17 protein-coding genes are annotated in these 18,609 nt (G+C 55.8%); 9 read left to right on the forward strand and 8 right to left on the reverse strand.

The window, feature by feature from the left end; all coding sequences use genetic code 11:
• Window positions 1-82 precede the first annotated feature (82 nt).
• Window positions 83-757 (reverse strand): ABC transporter ATP-binding protein, encoded by a 675-nt coding sequence (locus OHL19_RS04940; protein WP_263356500.1) that lies wholly within the window; start codon window positions 755-757, stop codon window positions 83-85.
• Complete coding sequence (locus OHL19_RS04945) at window positions 750-1,847, reverse strand: ABC transporter permease (RefSeq protein ID WP_263356806.1); 1,098 nt, start codon at window positions 1,845-1,847, stop codon at window positions 750-752. The genes OHL19_RS04940 and OHL19_RS04945 overlap by 8 nt, the downstream gene beginning before the upstream one ends.
• Before the next feature lie 321 nt (window positions 1,848-2,168).
• Between OHL19_RS04945 and trxB the strand changes: the two genes are divergently transcribed.
• Complete coding sequence (gene trxB, locus OHL19_RS04950; protein WP_263356501.1) at window positions 2,169-3,101, forward strand: thioredoxin-disulfide reductase; 933 nt, start codon at window positions 2,169-2,171, stop codon at window positions 3,099-3,101.
• A gap of 19 nt (window positions 3,102-3,120) precedes the next feature.
• On the opposite strand, the gene OHL19_RS04955 is transcribed toward trxB, so the two are convergent.
• Window positions 3,121-3,450: a DMT family protein gene (locus OHL19_RS04955; protein WP_263356502.1), complete on the reverse strand. Its 330-nt coding sequence runs from the start codon at window positions 3,448-3,450 to the stop codon at window positions 3,121-3,123.
• A 51-nt stretch (window positions 3,451-3,501) separates the two neighbouring features.
• Between OHL19_RS04955 and OHL19_RS04960 the strand changes: the two genes are divergently transcribed.
• The 4 genes from OHL19_RS04960 (at window position 3,502) to OHL19_RS04975 (ending at window position 6,355) form a co-directional block, all read left to right on the forward strand.
• Window positions 3,502-4,224, forward strand: a complete 723-nt coding sequence (locus OHL19_RS04960; protein ID WP_263356503.1) for a YggS family pyridoxal phosphate-dependent enzyme — start codon at window positions 3,502-3,504, stop codon at window positions 4,222-4,224.
• On the forward strand, window positions 4,221-4,547 hold the full coding sequence (locus OHL19_RS04965; protein WP_263356504.1) for a DUF167 domain-containing protein: 327 nt from the start codon (window positions 4,221-4,223) through the stop codon (window positions 4,545-4,547). The genes OHL19_RS04960 and OHL19_RS04965 overlap by 4 nt, the downstream gene beginning before the upstream one ends.
• Window positions 4,548-4,614: 67 nt before the next feature.
• Entirely contained in the window at window positions 4,615-6,048 is a 1,434-nt protein-coding gene (locus tag OHL19_RS04970) for a sodium:solute symporter family protein (RefSeq protein WP_263356505.1), read from the forward strand.
• Between the two features lie 4 nt (window positions 6,049-6,052).
• Window positions 6,053-6,355, forward strand: a complete 303-nt coding sequence (locus OHL19_RS04975) for a DUF503 domain-containing protein (protein ID WP_263356506.1) — start codon at window positions 6,053-6,055, stop codon at window positions 6,353-6,355.
• 33 nt (window positions 6,356-6,388) lie between these two features.
• Here the strand turns inward: OHL19_RS04975 and OHL19_RS04980 are convergent, their stop codons facing one another.
• Window positions 6,389-6,991: a DUF2239 family protein gene (locus tag OHL19_RS04980; protein ID WP_263356507.1), complete on the reverse strand. Its 603-nt coding sequence runs from the start codon at window positions 6,989-6,991 to the stop codon at window positions 6,389-6,391.
• Window positions 6,992-7,139: 148 nt separating this feature from the next.
• Complete coding sequence (locus OHL19_RS04985) at window positions 7,140-9,140, reverse strand: serine hydrolase (RefSeq protein WP_263356508.1); 2,001 nt, start codon at window positions 9,138-9,140, stop codon at window positions 7,140-7,142.
• Window positions 9,141-9,321: 181 nt separating this feature from the next.
• Between OHL19_RS04985 and rbfA the strand changes: the two genes are divergently transcribed.
• The 4 genes from rbfA to OHL19_RS05005 all read left to right on the forward strand — a co-directional run bounded on the left by rbfA (window position 9,322) and on the right by OHL19_RS05005 (window position 14,005).
• Window positions 9,322-9,756 carry a 30S ribosome-binding factor RbfA gene (gene rbfA / locus OHL19_RS04990; RefSeq protein WP_263356509.1) on the forward strand — a complete coding sequence of 145 codons (435 nt, stop codon included), beginning with the start codon at window positions 9,322-9,324 and terminating at the stop codon, window positions 9,754-9,756.
• 11 nt (window positions 9,757-9,767) lie between these two features.
• The gene (locus tag OHL19_RS04995) at window positions 9,768-10,811 is read left to right on the forward strand and encodes a DHH family phosphoesterase (RefSeq protein WP_263356510.1); all 1,044 of its coding nucleotides are present in this window, start codon (window positions 9,768-9,770) and stop codon (window positions 10,809-10,811) included.
• Between the two features lie 137 nt (window positions 10,812-10,948).
• Complete coding sequence (locus OHL19_RS05000; RefSeq protein WP_263356511.1) at window positions 10,949-12,757, forward strand: ArnT family glycosyltransferase; 1,809 nt, start codon at window positions 10,949-10,951, stop codon at window positions 12,755-12,757.
• A gap of 210 nt (window positions 12,758-12,967) precedes the next feature.
• Window positions 12,968-14,005, forward strand: a complete 1,038-nt coding sequence (locus OHL19_RS05005) for a GNAT family N-acetyltransferase (protein WP_263356512.1) — start codon at window positions 12,968-12,970, stop codon at window positions 14,003-14,005.
• Window positions 14,006-14,060: 55 nt separating this feature from the next.
• On the opposite strand, the gene OHL19_RS05010 is transcribed toward OHL19_RS05005, so the two are convergent.
• From OHL19_RS05010 to OHL19_RS05020, 3 genes are all read right to left on the reverse strand, one after another.
• Window positions 14,061-14,243: a hypothetical protein gene (locus tag OHL19_RS05010; protein ID WP_263356513.1), complete on the reverse strand. Its 183-nt coding sequence runs from the start codon at window positions 14,241-14,243 to the stop codon at window positions 14,061-14,063.
• Window positions 14,240-14,635: a DUF6677 family protein gene (locus tag OHL19_RS05015; protein ID WP_263356514.1), complete on the reverse strand. Its 396-nt coding sequence runs from the start codon at window positions 14,633-14,635 to the stop codon at window positions 14,240-14,242. Before OHL19_RS05015 ends, OHL19_RS05010 begins: the two co-directional genes overlap by 4 nt.
• A gap of 201 nt (window positions 14,636-14,836) precedes the next feature.
• The gene (locus OHL19_RS05020) at window positions 14,837-18,292 is read right to left on the reverse strand and encodes a TonB-dependent receptor (RefSeq protein WP_263356515.1); all 3,456 of its coding nucleotides are present in this window, start codon (window positions 18,290-18,292) and stop codon (window positions 14,837-14,839) included.
• Window positions 18,293-18,609 lie beyond the last annotated feature (317 nt).

An 18,609-nucleotide genomic window follows, 5' to 3' on the forward strand; every position in this document is an offset into this window, starting at 1 on the left:
TATTGTGCCTGACAAAATTAAGCGGCTATGACGAGGGGAGTGCTATGACTCCATTCCTCGCTCCTCATCTGTAGCCCAGGGCTTATGTCAGTTGCCCATCAAGCATATGAACTCTGCGGTGGGAGTAGGAGGCAGCTTCCTCGTCATGGGTAATCATCAGGATTGTTTGACCTAAGCGTTCATTCAGATCACGGAGCAGTGTGAGAACTGCTACCGAATTCTGGCTGTCGAGATTGCCCGTCGGCTCATCCGCGAGCAGAATTGCCGGATGATTAACGATCGAACGCGCAATCGCAACTCTCTGCTGCTGACCGCCCGAAAGAGCGCGAGGCTTGTGCTTCAAGCGGTCTACGATGCCCAGCAGGCTGAGGACTTCTTTGAAAGACGAGTCAAATTCGGTATCGTGACTGCCGATATATTTGACCAGCTTGATATTGTCTTCAGCGGACAGAGTGGGCAGCAGGTTGTATTTCTGAAATACAAATCCAACCGTATCTTTGCGCAGGTTGGTACGCTCTGCGTTCGTCATGTCGGATAAGTCCCTGCCGTTGATGCGGACGCTTCCACTGGTTGGCGGAGTGAGCCCGCCCAGAACACTGAAAAGTGTCGATTTGCCTGAACCCGACGCTCCCACAACGGAGATGAACTCACCCTTGTTCACTTCAAGATTGACGCCGCGAAGTGCATGTACGTTGATATCGCCTACGCGGTATGTTTTCGTTAACTGCTGCACCTGAATGATCGGAGCTTCACTCATACGAAAGCGCCTCCGTGGCATCCTGGCGAACGGCTTTAATACCCGGAACGATGGCGCCGATCAGAGAGCCCACGATAGCAATTCCGGCAGTGATAGGCCACCATCCGTACACCGTCTCCTGATACAGACCGCCTGGTGCGAAGTGCAGCATGACCCATTGCGTAAGATACGTCATCAAAATGCCTACGGCCGTACCAAGGATGGCGAGCAGAAGCGTCTCGCGCATCAACATGCTGAGGATCAAGCCAGAAGAACTTCCAACCGCCTTCAAGATTCCAATCTCTCTTGTCCGTTCGAGAACCGCGGTATACATCGCCATAAAGACCACAATGAATCCAACGATCATCGCGATTCCAATCACCACGTAGGTAAAATTGCGCAGCAAACCGAGGCTATTCACTGAGAGCATCGAGGTAAAGTACTCCATGGTAAAGATCGGATAGCCGGGATATTTTGCCCGTAGCGAATCAACCACCGATTGCGCATTACTCGGATCATCCAACCGAAGATAGATCTGGCTAAGTCGATGTGGGCTGCCTGTAGCGTCCTGCAGCGCTTTCAGCTTCACGCAGATTCGAGCAAGCTTGCCTGGTTCGTAAATGCCAGTAACGCGCCACGCATGAGCGATCAGATTGAGTGTGTCGCCAACGTGCAAATGCTTCTCTCTTGCATAAGGCTCGTCCACGATCACGTCCGTGTCTTGAACGGGCAGGCCACCTTCCAGAAATCGAAAACCGCCGCTCATCTTGGAGAACTGGTCCATATCCAACCCTGTAATTGAGTCGAACAACTCAAGTGGCTGGATGATCGTGCCGGTAGCGAGAACAACGTGGGGTTCTTTACTGAAAACGGCAGGCAGCTTGTCGCTCAAAGGGGAGGAGCTCAGGGAAGAGAGAATTGAGCTGCCCGGAGGCCGAACAAGGATATCCGCACCGGATCCGCGTGCGCGGCGGGCGGATTCGTGCAGTGTGCCATTACTGACGCCAACAAGCGTGAGGATCATTGTCACCTCTACCGCAATGGCGAAAATGCTCAATACCGTCCGAACAGGGCGATGAGCGAGATTTGCAAAAGTAAGCCTGTTAATCACGGAACTCAATTGTATCGGCTGAGGTATGGGAGTATGCAGGATCGCCTGGTCCAAGGATTGCCCGATCCAGCACAGATCTGGGAGTTTCGTAACCGCTTCGTTTAACCACCTCGTTCACCGGCCTCGCCCACCGGTCTAGCTCATCGGTCTTTGACGCGCAGCATGGGTCGAAACCATTTCTCCCGCATCAAACAGAAGCACACAGGCGAAATTAAGCCTCAGGCACAGGAGTTGAATAGGGCGATCAGCGTAACCTGTCCGATACAATCGACAGGTCAGCTCAATTCAAACAATTCTGCTCCAGGCATCAGGGAAAACAACATGGAAGAAATTCGCGATACAGTTATTTTGGGCTCAGGCTGCTCCGGCCTTACTGCCGCCATTTACAGCGCACGCGCTAACCTCAAGCCACTTGTCCTGGAGGGTCATGAGCCCGGCGGCCAACTCTCCATCACCACCATGGTTGAGAACTTTCCCGGCTGGCCAGACGGCATCCAAGGCCCGGAACTCATTGAAAACATGAAGAAACAGGCAGCTCGTTTCGGTGCTGAATTCAAGATGAGCCACCTTGTCTCGGTCGATCTGAACGTGCATCCCTTCCGCCTCAAGACTTCGAACGGCGAGATCGGCGCACGCACCCTGATCATCGCCTCGGGCGCCAGCGCTCGTTGGCTTGGTTTGCCCAGCGAACAGGCGCTCATCGGCCACGGCGTTTCCAGTTGCGCCACCTGTGACGGATTCTTCTTCAACGGCCACGATATTGCCGTGGTCGGCGGCGGCGATACGGCAATGGAAGAAGCGCTTTTCCTGACCCGTTTCGCAACCAAGGTATACCTGATCCACAGGCGTGAAAGCTTCCGCGCCTCCAAGGTCATGTTGGACCGGACGCTGTCGAACCCAAAGATCGTGATACTAACCAATACCGTCGTGGAAGAAGTGCTGGGCGTCGAAGAAAAATCGGTCAGGGGCCTGCACATCCGCAATGTCAAGACCAACGAAAAGAGCGTCCTGCCGGTTACCGGTTTCTTCCTCGGCATCGGTCATGAGCCCAACGCCAAGATGTTTCAAGGCCAGATCGATCTGGATGAAGATGGCTACATCCTCACCAAAGACAACGTCCACACCAAGATCCCTGGCGTCTATGCCTGCGGAGATGTGCAGGACCGCCGTTATCGCCAGGCGATCACCGCTGCCGGAACCGGCTGTATGGCCGCGCTCGAAGCCGAAAAGTTCCTCGAAGAACACGGCCACTGAGACAACGCCACGCAATACGTCACCACGGTTTGAAGACGAAGAAAGCGGCCGCCACGAGGCAAACTCCGGCGGCCGCATGATTCCAGCGAAGCTGCGTACCGAAGTACAGCATCGTGAACACGGCAAAGACACACAGCGTAATAATTTCCTGAATGACCTTTAACTGCACCGGGCTGAACCGCTCTGAGCCGATTCGATTGGCTGGCACCTGCAGGCAATACTCAAAGAAGGCGATGCCCCAGCTCACCAGGATCACCTTCCAAAGCGCATCCTGGCGATACTTCAGGTGCCCGTACCAGGCAAACGTCATGCAAATATTCGAGAGAATGAGCAAAATCACTGTCCACATATCAGCTAGGATAGGCCTTGACTGCGATGGGTTGTACGGGGAGCAATCTGCATGACCGAGCAGGCCGAAATCCGCAATAATCTGACGCGCCTTGAGGATTCCATTTCCGCTGCCTGCCGTGCCGCCAACCGGCCCCGTGCGGAGGTAGAACTGGTTGCAGTCTCTAAAACGCATCCAGCCGCAGCCATCGTTGAAGCCGTAGGCCTGAGGCTGCACATCTTCGGCGAAAATCGCGTTCAGGAGTTTGCAGCCAAGTCGGCCGAATTGCCGCCAGACGTGCGCCGCCAGATGCGCGTTCATCTCATCGGACACCTGCAATCGAACAAGGCTGCGAAGGCCGTAGAGGTCTTTGACGCCCTCGACACGCTGGATTCGTTGAAGCTGGCCGAACGCCTCAATGAAGCTGCCCTCTCGCTAGGGAAGCGTATGCCTGTATTGCTTGAAATCAAGCTGAGCCACGAAGAATCCAAGGCGGGCATTGTGCCCGATTCCGCCGAACTGGCCGAGCTTTTGGAACGCCTGCCGTCCCTGTCCAATCTTGATGCACAGGGCCTGATGACCATCGCCCCGCTGGACGTGCCGGAGGACGAAACCCGCGCTTGTTTCCGCAACCTGCGACTGCTCCGCGACCGCATCAGTGCCGCGCATCCCAGGCTGAATCTGCCCGTGCTTTCGATGGGCATGAGCGGCGACTTCGCGCTGGCCATTGCCGAGGGAGCAACACGCATTCGAGTCGGCACTGCGTTGTTTGGTCGCCGCGAATATCCGGCATGATTGGCCCTGCAATTCACAGCGTGATTCGCGAAACGGCAAACGGCTGCACAATCGCCGTCCGCGCTCAGCCCGGCGCAAAGAAAACTGCCATCCTCGGCATCTATGGTGAAGGCGAATCAGCCGCATTGAAGATTGCAGTTCAAGCCCCACCAATCGAAGGCCGCGCCAACGAAGCGCTGATCGCCTTCCTGGCCGGGACATTTTCAGTTCCAAAGTCGTCTATTCAATTGCTGTCAGGTGAGTCTTCACGAAGTAAGGTCTTCCTGTTGAAAGGTGTCATTCGCTCGCAGGCCGAGGGCGTCCTTGCGTCTGTGGTTGAATAACGGCTAGGCCTCATCCGTTACACTTCGATCAATCTATAGTTCGTCTTCCGCGAGGGAAAACCTGCCCATGTCGTCGCTTTACGTCATTCTATTGGTGGTTATAGCTGTCACGCTCATGGGCGTCTCGCTCTTCCGCGCATCTCTGGTCAAGACCAAGGCCGACTATCTCGTCGCTGGCCGTTCGCTGCCTGCCATCGTGCTTGTCTTTACGCTGCTCAGTTCGTGGATCGGCGCGGGTTCTCTCTTTGCCGGGGCAGAGAATGCCTACAAGAACGGTTTCGCTGCCCTCTGGCAGCCTGCAGGGGGATGGATCGGTCTGCTGTTGATCTATTTCATCGCGCCACGCGCCCGCAAATTTGCACAGTTCACCATCCCCGACCTGCTTGAAGCGCGCTATAACCAGACGGCCCGCGTGCTGGGCGTCATCGCAATCCTGTTTGCGTATGTCGGAATCACCAGCTATCAGTTCAAAGGCGGCGGCGCGGTGCTGCACCTGATCTTTCCCGGCGTGATCTCAACCAATATGGGAACGTACATCATCGCGATCTTCGTCATTTTGATGACGGCATTGGCGGGCATGTCTTCCGTTGCTTATACCGATCTGATCATCGGTTCGCTGGTCTCGGTCATCTGCCTTATAGCCGCGCCCTACCTGCTCATTCATGCAGGTGGATGGACCGGTGTTCGTGCAGCTTTGCCAGCAACGCATTTTGAGGTGCTCGGCAATCTGACCATGATGCGCGCGTTGGAATTTCTGCTTCCCACGCTGTTACTGATGCTTGGCAACCAGGCCATGTATCAGAAGTTCTTCTCGGCAAAAAGTGAGCGCGATGCACGCCGCGCAGTCGTTGGCTGGATCATCGGAACCATCGTTCTGGAAGTTGCGATCATCTCCATTGCAGTCTTCGGCTCGGCATTGTTTCCCACGGGAGAGGTCGCGAAAAACCCGAGCGAGATCATCGCCTACACCGCGCGTAACGGATTGCCTGCATTCCTCGGCGCACTGTTACTGGCCGCAGTTTTTGCCAAGGTTATTTCAACGGCTTCCAACTTTTTATTTTCCCCGGCGACGAATCTGGTCAACGATGTCTTTGTCCGTTATATCTCGCCCAACGTCGGTAACAAGCGCGTGCTGATTGTCTCTCGCCTGATGGTTGTTTTGCTCGGCTGCTGGGCGCTCTACCAGGCCGTCTACGCACAGAGCATTCTGGAGAAGATGCTCTATGCCTATACCGTTTATTCCGCCGCGCTGACACCGGTTATTCTCGCCGCGTTTTACTCGAAACGTGTCACTGCCTGGGGCGCCGTCGCAGCCATCGCTACGGGCACAGTCGTCACTGTCACATGGGATTTGCCAGCGGTTCGTGGCCTGTTCCCAGCGATCATCTCACAGCGGGACGCGATCTTTCCAGCGCTCATCTCGGCCGTTGCCGCCTTGATTCTCGTGAGCCTGTTTACGCCCAAACCAAGTGCTGAGCAGCTAGCTAAATTCGCAGGGTAACTCTATGCCTGTTGCGCAACTGACCTTAGACGTCCGCATCGAACACGCCCGTTCTCTCAAGGATCGAAGGCAGGTCGTTCGCTCCTTGAAAGACCAGCTTCGCCAGGGATTCAACATCTCTGTCGCGGAGCTGGACGAGGCCGTCACCTGGCAGAGCGCTACAATCGGGATTGTCGGCATCTCCAATTCGCGCGATTATTTGCGTGGCCAGATGGAAGAAGTCGAGCGCGCAGCAGCCCGCATGATTCACGAACTGGGTGCAGAGCTTGCCGACTCCTGGTGGGATTTTATTGAAGGCGAAGCCTGACGCGCTTGCAGCATAGGTGCAGGTGAATCAGGCTCACTCCTGATATTCAGGGCGAGCCTTTCTCGACAGCGTTTTGATGTGATTGGCAAGTTCAATCGTCATGTAGTGGTTCAGCTTCGCGTCGAAGTCTTCCCAATCCTTGCGAAATAACGCTCGGCAAATTTCCTCAAAGCCCGCAGCATTGCCGCACATCGCGCTCAGAAAACGATATGTAGCCTCCAGCGAACGGCGAACACGATCCGCCGGACCGGAGTCACGCCTGGCCATCTCAACCAGCTTGCGAAGAGCCACGGAAGCGCCGCCCGGCTGCGATTCCAGCCACTCCCAATGGCGCGGCAGCAGCGTGACTTCGCGGGCGACCACGCCTAATTTTGGCCGACCGGCTTTACGGATCGGCTCTGGTTCTGGCGGGGAGTTACCGCCTATTATCTTCGCGGGATCGGGCGAAGTTGGATCGAACTCTTCGCCATCATCGTCGTAAAAGGCTCGGGTAGGCGATGTTTCCCGCTGGGCCATGGTCTTTCTTACGATTTCGCGGACTTCGGTTTCGGTGCCTCGCGCTAGCACTCCGAAACTTTCAAAGACGGTGCATTGACGTTCGTTGGGTGATGTCACGGCTGAATCAATCCCTTTCATTGAATTAATATCCGGGTAAAATCAATTACGATTCAAATAATACCCGGGTATTAATGTCAGATGCAAGAGTTTTATCCGGATATAAATTTTAAATTTGCCCGGATAATATTCTTCATAAAGGAGATCGCTCGTAATGCCGGTTCGATGGTCAGATTCGGTGAATCTGGCTAATCAGGTGCCAGTGTATTGAGAACCAGCTTAGAAATACGCAAGCCAGCGCAACCAGGGTGAACTTGAGTTTGGTGATCCAGCGTAGGTCACGGGACCAGACTGCGATTCCCGAGATCACAGCCAGAAAGCTCAGGAACAGCAGCAGGCCGATGACGCAGTTGAGCGCGAAGAAATAGGGCGTCCAGCCAGGGCTGGGCGGCATTATGTCATCTCCCTGGGAGGCAAAAAAACTAAGGATGCTGAGGAACAGGAAGACCCAAAACCAGGCCGCAAGTTTTGCTCCGGTCGAGAGCCAGGCCGTACCTGGTTGAGGCGCTGGGCGAGGGCGTTTGCGCAGGAAGATTCGATGGCCGAGGCGGATGATCGTTGCGAGCACGACGGCGATCAGAATGGCAAAGCTTCCACCCAGGAGCGGAAAGATCAGGTCTCCGTTTTCAAACCAGGAAACGCGCTGATCCTGTTCGCCTGCGAATTCATTGGCGAGACGAACGACTTTACCGTGCTCATCGCGAATCGCAAAAATACGCTGCTGGTCGCCGACCGCTTGCCACAGGTCTTTCCCGATGGGTTTGAATTTGACGTCATGTCCGCGCAGGTCTTTGACGTCGTCCTCGACCAGCTCGCCATCTTTGTTGATTGTGACACTGCTTTGGCTGATCAGTGCGGCGATGCGGAGTTTGGTGCTGTCGGCGCGTCGTGTCGGTTGGTAGGCGCCTTCGACGGCTTCGAGTTCCTTCCGCGAGAGCGTCAGAAAATTCTGTTTGAGTGTCGCTGGAAAGTAGCGGTCGGAGAACATGCGGATGATCTCGGGGCGCGCGTGGCCGCGGCTGCCGACGGAGTTGAAGGAGACGAAGAGCACCAGCTTCTGCGTGGGTTCAACTGCGAAAAAACTGTGAAAAGCGGTGAGGTCGCCGCCGTGTCCAATCCAGCGAAGGTTGTTGCGCCACGTCTGGTAGAAGCCCATGCAGGCGGCAGGCATATCCTTGCTGGTGCGGAACTGGGGCGTCCACATGGCAGCAACAGTTTCGGGCTTCAGAATGCGTGTGCCGTCGAGTTCGCCGCCGTTGAGCAGCGCCTGCCCGAGCCGGCCCATGTCCGGGGCAGTTGAAGAGAAACCGCCTGCGCCAACGGGATTAAAAACTTCAAAGCCCTGCGGCGGTTTTTGCGTGTCGGCAAAGTAGCCTTCCGATACGGCAAAGCCTTTTGGGGCCGGTTGATAGAACGTCGAGTGCATCATCCTTAGCGGCAGATAGATGTGGCGCCTAGTGTATTCCTCAAAAGGCTCTCCGCTCACGCGCTGCACGATGTAGCTGGCCAGGCCCACGCCGTAGTTGGAGTAGCCCGGAATTGTGCCCGGCGGGAAGATACGATTCGGCTGGTTCTGAATGAGGTAGTCGCGCAGCGAGATTTTGTACTTCTGGTTGGTGGTGACGACGAGATTGGAAACCTCCTCAAAGCCAGCGGTGTGGGTCATCAGGTTGCGCAGGGTTACGGGTTTGCCAAAGGCAGGGCGAATCTGAAAGTCGAGATAGCGATTGACATCCGTATCGAGGTCCAGCTTGCCTTGCTCCTGAAGCTGCATGATCGAGATCCAGGTGGAGAGCTTTGAGATGGAAGCGAGCCGGAAAACAGTGCTGGCTGGATCGACGGGTGTTTGCTTTTTTATGTCCGCGTATCCATATCCTTTTTGCAGCAGCACCTGTCCATCTTTCATGACCAGTACACTGGCTCCGGCGATGTCACTTCGCTCCAGTTGCAAGGGCAGGATGCCGTCGAAGAATGCTTCCAGGTCTGCTGAGTCGAGCGTATGCGCCGTGGCGGGAACAGTCGGTACTGGCTGCGCCGGGGACGCCTGGCTGGATGGAGCTGCCTGGAGCTTCGGTTTTGGCAAGGCAGGCAGCGGGCTCGGCGTGGGAGCCTGAAGTGCGAAGACAGCGGTGCAGGGAAGAAGCAAAAGTGCAGCAAGCAATTTGAGCATGGATGCTCCTGAATGCAGAATAGGAAGGAGTATAGCAGCGAGGTTGACGCGCCGATTTACCTGTTCGCTGGCGGTGCCCATTCGTTGACTGTCCAGAGGCCGGGGATCCGGTAAACCGGGGTTTCGATGGTTCTGGAGGCAGGGCTCTGGTATGCTAAGAGGTTTACCCGGGAGGAATACTATGGCAGAACCAAGATCGCGTGTGTACCATCGAAACCGGGTTGCGGAGAGCCTGCGAGAGGAGATTGGAACGATGCTGGAAGGCCAGCTTTCCGATCCTCGCATTGCGCTCTGTTACGTGACGGAAGTGGCGATGAATCCCGGCTCGAAATCGGCGCGGGTGTATATCGCGGTGGATGGCGGCGAAGAGGCAGAGAAGCAGACGATCGATGCGCTGCTGGCAGCACGTGGTTTCATTCGCCACGAACTGCTGGAGCGGCTGGGAATGCGCCGCGTACCTGATCTCAGCTTTCATGTGGATCGTTCCGAGAAGTTTCAATCGCGCATCGACGAGTTGCTGGGCCGCGTAAAAAAGCGCCAGAAACCCGCTGCCGATGCGCCCCTGGATGTGACGGCTGATGCTGGCCTTGCACCGAAGACACCGACTGCGGAGTAAAACTGATTTCTATGGCGAGCCCCCAACCCATTCGACCAGACCGCTCAGAGAGACCTCCTCAGGGAGGATATTCCGATGCTCAGCCACCGGAGGTAACCGCAATTCTGGATGCTCTCCGCGACGGCGAGCGGTTTCTCGTCTGTTCCCACTCGCGGCCAGATGGCGATGCCGTCGGTTCGATGCTGGCAATGGGAATGCTGTTGCAGCAGATGGGCAAGCGAGCCGACCTGGTAACCGCAGACCGTGTTCCGGCGGTCTATCGCAGCCTGCCGGGAGCCGATGCCATACGCACAGTGATGCGTGTTCACGGACCCTATGATGCGGTGATTCTACTGGAGTGCGATGGCATTGAGCGTACGCGCCTGCGCGGGCTGGAACCGATGTTTCTCATTAACATCGATCACCATGCGAGCGGCAAGGACTTTGGCCAGCTCAACTGGATCGATCGTAATGCCTGTTCGGTGGGCGAGCTGGTGCATCGCCTGGTGCGGGTCGCTGGCGGTACGGTAACTGCCGAGATGGCAACCTGCCTGTACACAACGCTGCTTACGGATACGGGCGGCTTCTGCTACGGTGGCATTCAGGCAAGCACCTTTGCGCTGGCAGGCGAACTGACTGCGGCGGGCGCTGATCCCGTGCGGATTGCTCGCGATATTTATTTCGCCAATCCCATGTCGAAGATGATGCTGCTAGGCACTGCCTTGAGCACTCTGCAGCGCGACGAGGCCAACGGAGCAATCGCCTGGGTGTCGATTCTGCATGAGGATATGGTTCGCTGCGCAGCGGTGGAAGAAGATTGCGAAGGTGTGGTGAACTACGCACTTTCGATCGCGGGGATAGAAGCTGCGGTCTTTCTGCGCGAACTACCCGAGGGACGCATTCGCCTGAGTCTGCGCAGCAAGATTGGAAAAGATGGAAATAGTATCAACGTGGCGGCTATCAGCGAACGTCTGGGTGGCGGCGGGCATGAGAACGCCGCCGGCTGCACGCTGGATGGTCCGCTGGAAAGCGCTACGGAGCAGATTCTTTCGGCGCTTCGTGCGGCCATGCGATAGGCAGAGCCACGGGCAGCGTAGTTTTAACATGTTGCAGTAACACGATTTATCATTGCAGGGGCTGGATCTGGTAGCCTTTGAAGATTGGGCCCATTCCCCTATGAGGCCAGGAAAGTTTTTACACTGAGACCGGTAGATTGAGCCTGAACCCAGTGGAGATGCCTCTGCCACAGCCCACCTCGTCCCCTCTCCCGCGATTGCGGCTCCCCTCGGCAGCTCTCTGCTGGGAGGTGGTCAGCCTCATCGCTTTTACAACTTTTTTTGTTTTATACGGTGTAACCCCCTTGCTGGGCGGCGCCGGGCTGGGTCTGGTGGGGGCGGATGAGCCGCGTTACGCGCAGATTGCGCATGAGATGCTGCAGAAGCTCAACCATGCGCATACCATTCGCGAACAACTGAGCGCCTGCGTCACGCCCTATCTCTATGGACGGCCGTGGCTTGAGAAGCCTGCGCTTTACTACTGGCGCGCGATGTTCGTCTTTCGCGATTTTGGTGTTTCGGACTGGGCGGCTCGGCTGCCTTCGGTTAGTTTTGCGTTGTGGCTGGTGGGGTTGACGTACCTGCACATGCGGCGCTTCCGGCGAGGCGGCCATCTGGACGCGGCGCTGATCATGGCCGCCTGTGTCGGCATTCTGAGCTTTTCTCGCGGCGCTTCGACTGACATGCAACTGGCCGCCCCGTTATCCATCGGCCTGCTGGGCTGGTACGCGTGGTACGAGACCAAGTCGAAATTCTGGCTGTTCGACATCTACTTTTTTACGGCGGTTGCGACGCTGGCTAAGGGGCCTGTAGCTCCGTTCCTGGTGTTCCTCATCATTGGGTGCTTTGCCGCTCTGCGCCGCGAGTGGTGGATTCTCAAGAAGTCGCTCTGGTGGCCCGGAGTTCTGCTCTACTTCGCGATTGTGCTGCCGTGGTTTATCGCGGTGCAGCACCAGAATCCGACCTTCTTCCGTGAGTTTTTCATGGAGCACAATCTGGAGCGCTTCGCGACCAACCGCTACCAGCACGAGCAGCCAATTTACTACTACCTGATCGTGGTGCTGGTGGCTACGATGCCGTGGACGGTGATTGCTCTGCGTTCGCTGGTGGATGGAGCGAGCAAGTCGGTGATCGAGTGGCGGATTCGTCATTCCTCCGCGGAAAAGGTCTACCAGAGTCAGCCCGGAGATGCTTTTCCGGAGTTCCTGGTGCTGTGGGCTCTGATTCCGATCCTGTTCTTTTCCCTGTCGCAATCCAAGCTGCCGGGCTATATTCTGCCGTCGATTCCGCCGATCACGATTCTTACCGGGGATTATCTTTTCCGTTGCAGGGATAAGGGACTTCAACGCTGGATTCTGCTGGGGCACGCTCTGCTGGTGGGGATCGTTACGGCTGCTGTGCTGCTGTTGCCCTGGTTTGTGGCTCACGGCACCAAGGCTGCGCCTCCCGCCAGGGCGATGGTGGTTGCCGGGCTTACGGCTCTATCCGCGGCAGTGCTGGTTCTGCTGGTGGTATATCGCTGGGGAGTAGCCAAACTACGCGTGGCAACCTGCTCGGTCATGGTGGTACTGCTGCTATTCCTGTACGGAGTTGGGCCGGTCCTATGGATTCCCGGCGTCGAGTCAAGCAAGCATACGATCGAGTTGCTGGACCGCACTTACTCTGCGCGGCCGCTTGCAGAGCGGTTGACGAAGATTGTGCCGGACAACGAGACGGTTGCGGTCTTCCGTGTTCGACGCGATATGGAGTACGGACTGGCCTTTTATCGCAACCATGCCGTGGCCAATTATGACGAGGTCGGCGTGCCGCCGGAGGAGCACATCCTGGTGGTGCGGATGGCGGGTAAGAATGGTGTGGATCTCGGTTCGCCTGCGGCTTTGAAGGAATATCTGGAAGGCCGCAGATATGAGTCGCTTTTCAGTTGGCCAGAACAGGAATTGGAAGTCTATCTAGTAGGCCCCCGCTAGAGTCTGAACTCAAGATCCAGGCGGGTTATCCAGGATTGGTCCGGGAAATTGCTGCTGTACACAGGCACTCCGCATTCGGCGGGAATCTGCGGTATGCTTTTCCCAAACATCTGCCTGGATGTTGCAACGCCTGAAGTGTCTTTGAATCGTTGCATCTTCGCGGGGCATCGGTCAGGATGGGGCGACCAAGGTAAACCCGAGGCATTGGCTATGGCTTCCAGTCTTTCGCACGAGATCCTGGATCTGCGACACTTTGCCGCACCGATGCTGCGTCCGGTGCTGGAGGCGGAGAGCGCCGTGTGGCGCGAGCGCCTCAACTGGGACTATCTCGCCTCCGCGAAACTCCTCCTGCAATATCTCGACTCACGTTCTCTGCCCGGATATGTGTCCGTTGATGCAGGGCGCGTCACGGGGTATATTTTCTGCGTATATGAAGATAGCAAAGCAGTTATCGGCGACGTGTTCGCGCTGCCTGCCAGGGCTGACGCGCTGGAAGCGTCAGGACTGGAAGCGACTGGGCAAGAGGTCGAAGAGAGCCTGTTACAGCGCTTGCTGGAACTGCTGCTGCATTCTCCCGGCGTAGACCGAATCGAGTCCCAACTACTATTGCATCCTGCTGGGGCGCATTCTAGCGTCTTTCGTCAGGCGGGCTTTGAGGAGTATCGGCGACTTTACCTCAGCCGAAGCCTGACCGGCGAAATAGTCAACCCAACGACGGAACAGGCGGCCCTCTCTGAAAATCTGGAGTTGCGTCCGTGGCAGGATTCAGACCTGAACGCTGTCGGAGCCTTGATTGCGGAGGCATATCGCGATCATCCGGACAGCCGCATCAACGATCAGTATCGGACGGTGCAAGGAGCACAACGTTTTTTGCATAACATTGTGCGATTTCCGGGATGCGGCGTATTCGTTCCACAGGTGTCGCATGTAGTCGTCAAGCGTGGCCGCCGGGAGCCGGTGGCGCTTCTGCTGGGCTCGCGGGTGAGCGCGCATTGCGGCCACATTACGCAGATCTGCGTACATCCGGAGTATCGCCGCCAGGGGCTGGCCCGGCTGCTGCTGCGGGTTGCTGCGATGCAGTTCCAACGATTGGGAATGACGGAATTGACCCTGACTGTAACGGAGTCGAATCTGCAGGCAGTGGGGCTGTATGCGGATGAAGGATACAAGCTGGTTCACAGCTTCAATGCCGCTGTCTGGGTGAGACGGACAGCGGATAGGGACTGGGGATTTGCTATCAGGGAATAATGCCTGGGGACGGATTTGTTCTTCTATCCCCTGTTTCCTGTTTTCCGTCCCTGCTTCAGCGCGCGATGAAGAACATCAACCAGCTTATGACGATGGCCGACCCCGCGAAGAGCGCGAAGCATCCAGCTCCGTAGCGGAGCATCCGTGCGGGAGCTGTGCGCTGGGTGATTCCAAAGACGACCGATGTGAAGAGCGCAAAGAGCAGAACTGCTGTGAAGTGAGAGGGTGAGAAACTCATCGCTTCCTCCCTGTTGCCAGGTTGTGCGCATCCACGGCGGCAATGACATTCAGCAGGCCGGCAACGACGATGAAGCGGGTGCCGTAGTCGGCGGTGGTCACCTGGATAGTGTCCGCACCAAGACCGAGCTGGCGGCTGATGAGATAAATTAGTCCGTTGCCCAGATCACCGGCAAGTCCAAGCATATCGAGAATGTCGTGCGCGCCAGTGTAGAGCTTGCCCTGCATGGCGATTCCGAGAAAGAACATGCCGCCGATGGAGGCCAGCAGCAGTGCTCCGCGACCCCACTTGCGTTGCAGGAAGTGTCCCGCACCGGGGATGAGCCAGCCAGCAAGCAAGGGGCCGTATTGGAAGCCAGTAGCAGTTGCGGCCTTAGGGGTCGATGTCGCCATTTGTACTTATTTTACCTCAGCGTTGCTGCCCTATTGATTTCATTGTAAGGAGTTACGCTGTGGCAACGATGTTTGTTCCCGGGTTGGAGACCAGGGCTGCTTGAAATGCGACGTTTAACTGCTCTATCGCCTCTCCCGCTACCGGGTTCATACAACAGATGGACCCAGGTAGCAGAAGAGACCTTGTTACGTCAGCTCATCTCAGAATTCATAACGGAGACTGAATTGAATTTGACGCTCTGAGGAGTAGGTGTTTCCTTTCTGTGTCACCTGACCGAATGTACCGCTGGTTGGGTTGGTATCCGGCGTATCGAGGTTGGGGTGGTTGGTAAAGTTGAAAGCCTCTGCTTTAAAGGCGACCACGTGATTGTCATGTCCTGGAATCACATGGAAGTTCTTCAGCATGGCGATACTCCAACTCTGGAATCCAGGCCCGTATATCTCGTTACGAGTCCCTCGTGGAGCAAGTGTTCCGGGCGCGGGCTGTGCAAAGGCCGTCGGATCGAACCAGGCAGCGCCGTTTCCGTTTTCGGTGAATTTCTTGGACACATGCGGAGTCCGGGTCATATCCCAAAGCTGCGTACCTGCTCCCGGTCCAACACCGGCGAAGTCATCGCCTGTCCCGACTGAGAAAGGTTCGCCTGTCTGGGCCTGCGTCGTTCCGGAGAGCTGCCAGTTGCCGACAGCGCTGCGCAACATGCGGTTATCCAGGTGGTTGCCGTAGGTGATATCCCACACGTAGTTGATGACCAGCACATTGCGAATATCGAAGTCGCTTGGTCCGTAGTTCGGGTTGCGATCGTAATAGTTCGGCAGTTCATAGCCAGGGCTGGAGCCAAAGTCCATGCTCTTCGACCAGGTATAAGCAACGCCGAACAGCAGGTGGTTGGTCATACGCCGTTTCAGATCCACCTGCATCGCGTGGTACATGGAGCTTCCGGCATTCGTGTCTTGCAGGATGGCAGAAAAACCACGGTACGGCCGCAGCGCATCCTGTGAGATAACGCCTGGATTGGCCTGCACTGTTCCGGGACGAAGCTGGTTAACCTCGTCGATCTGCGAAAGATGAAGACCACGGCGCCCAACATACGAAAGAGTGAAGGTTCCAAACTTTGGAATCTCCTGTTCGACTGCCGTATTCCAGCTCCAGGCATTCGGATCAGGGAAGTCGTATGCCTGCGAAGAGAGCGAAAGCGGAAGAGCGTTGACACCTACACCGCCCGGGTTATCCACACTGCCGGCAGTCACTGTAGAACTGGGTTGGAATGGAGCATTGCCTCCAAGCTGTACCGAGTCGCTGATGCCAATACGCTGTACGAATCGCCCACCGCCTGCACGAATGACCGTGAGTGGAGCTATGTGATAAGTGATACCGATGCGAGGCTGGATATTGCTCCAGGTCGTTTTTGAGTACCCAGGACCAAAACCGCGGAAGAGCCGGTTGAACTGTCCGTTGAGAATATCGGGCGGTACATGACCCTGAGCAGACGATGGGAACCCGCCGCCCGGAATCACAATTCCGTTGTATGGATCGCCGCCTGTCAGTTCACCCGTGGTCGGATTGACTACCGGAGCAAGCGAAGGATCCCACGACTGTTGACTGAAGACAGACTGGTTTCTCCACAGCGCATAGAACGGCTGCATCATGCTGTAGCGAACGCCATATTCAAGCAGTAGTTTTGGGGTAGCATGCCAGCTATCCTGGGCAAAGATTTCACCCATATTGCCACGAAAGAGCGTGTAAGATTTCTGCCCGATTTCACCGTAAGTATCGAAGAGCCCAAGTGCTGCATTTCCGACCGCTGCTCCGGATGTCGGATGACCGCTGCGAGTATCGGTGAAGTTGAACTGACCGTTCTGGTTGTTGGTAGATCCAGGCGTCGTACTGCTAACGCTGATCTGGTCGAAGTTGTTCTCTCCTGACCGCTCCCATAGACCGCCAAATTTCAGCGTATGAGATCCCATCACCTTGGTCACGCTATCCGCAAGCGTAGTGATCACGCCGCCCGAGTGCGATGGATACGGCCCTCCATCCAGGGTCGTGAAGTTGGCAAGATCGATTGTCGGAATCTTGTTCGGAACCAGTTTCTCCGTCGCAGGATAGATGTATGGATAATCGATTCCATAGAGTGTGCGGTTAAAGAGTCCGTTGGATTCGTCGTAGCTGATGGTGATGTGATCCGCCGAAGCAGAGAACGTCGCCTCGTTGACCATGGTCGGGGAGATCGTCCACGTGTAATGCAGAACTCCAACCTGGTTAGGCCAATGCCATCTTTGCGGCGTGCGGTCAAAATTTCCAGCAAAGGGATTGACGTAATCATAGTTATAGTTCAACAGACTAAAACGAATGTGATGCGCGTCTTTCGGAACATAATCCAGAACCAGTGTGTCCTTCCTCTGGTCCTGCGGATAGGGTGCCTGTTCCTGCCAGTTGTAGCTGCTGCTATCGGCATTCGGTGCCGGATAGGCGTTGAGCAGCGCGAGACCATTGGGGCTAAGCTGGCCCGGAGTAATAACGTTGCCGTCATAGGGTGTGCCAGTCGTCGGATTCGCCAGTTGCACTACATTCTGGTAAAAGATGTTGGCGCTCAGAAGCTCGCTGAAGTTTCCCTGCCTCATCAGCGTCGTTGGAACCTTGCCTGTCTGCGTCACCGTCTGCCGGTAGCGAAGATATTCCTGCCCTGCAAGGAAAAACAACTTCTGCTTGGATGTATTGAACAGATGGGGTATGGTGACGGGTCCATTCAGATTCCAGCCAAACTGGTTGTAGCGGAAGGGTTGTGGATGTTCGCTCAAGGCCGGCTGATCGGACTGGTTGCGCCCCCACGTGTTGGCATTCAAGAAGGAGTTACGGAGATACTCGTACACGATGCCGTGATACTCGCTGGCCCCGCTTTTTGGAACCATACGAATCATGCCGCCTGAGGTTCCACCGTACTCGGCAGGATAGCCCGTAGTGAGGATCTGCACCTGCGAAGTCGAGTCCACATCGGCCACGCCAATCTGCGTGCCGTTGCCTCGAGTACGAATCATCGGTGCGCCATCCAACGTCAAGACACTTTCATTGGCGCGTGCGCCGTTGATCGTAGGCCCGCTGAAATCAGGAGCGAAGTTGAACGAAGAGATAGCAGCATTCCTGGTAACGCCAGGTTCAAGCTGTGAGAGATAAAGTGGATTGCGTCCATTCAATTGGATCGTCTTCACCTGCTCGCTCGTTACGAGTTGACCGGACGCTGCGGATTCAGTCTGCAATGTATTTGCATCCGCTTCAACTGTCACCGTCGCGCTCGTATTACCTGGCTTCAGCACCAGATCGATCCTGCTGCCGATGTTTGGATCGAGCCGATTTCCACTGCGAACCGCGGTTGCGAAGCCCTCGGCTTCAGCGCGTATCGTGTAACTTCCCGGTGCAAGGTTCGTGATGGTGTACGCACCACTGCCATTGAGCGTGGTCGAGCGTTCTGCGCCCGTCGCATCATTACGAATTGTAACTTTAGCGTTGGCAATCACTGCTCCACTGCTATCGGTTATCGTGCCGGATACCGAAGATGTGTCAGATTGCGCATAGGAGAAATGAGTGTTGAGTATAAGTAGCAAGCACAAGGTAAAGAGCGAAAACAACCAACGAGCAGATTTACTCCTGATTCGAGTATGCATATAGCCTCCAGGGGGAATGGGGCGGAAAATTGTTATACATAACGGCGTAAATATATCTGCGACGACTATGTAAGAAAAATCTCCGCAATCAGCCTTTTATTTGTGCTTTGATATGGTTGTCAAGGGGGTAAGTAACCGGCTAACCCTAAGCAACAGTTAGAGAATAAAATGCAACAAATGCGGAAGCACAACAGGAAGCCTAGTCATCATCGAGCAACTAGTTAAATATAACTATGTATAACTCAATCATTAGCATGAGATCGAGACGCGGTAATGACTTGTGAATAACTATGCTTTTAAATTTCTTATACCGATTG

The sequence above is a fragment of the Acidicapsa ligni genome, from assembly GCF_025685655.1.
Lineage (GTDB): Bacteria > Acidobacteriota > Terriglobia > Terriglobales > Acidobacteriaceae > Acidicapsa > Acidicapsa ligni.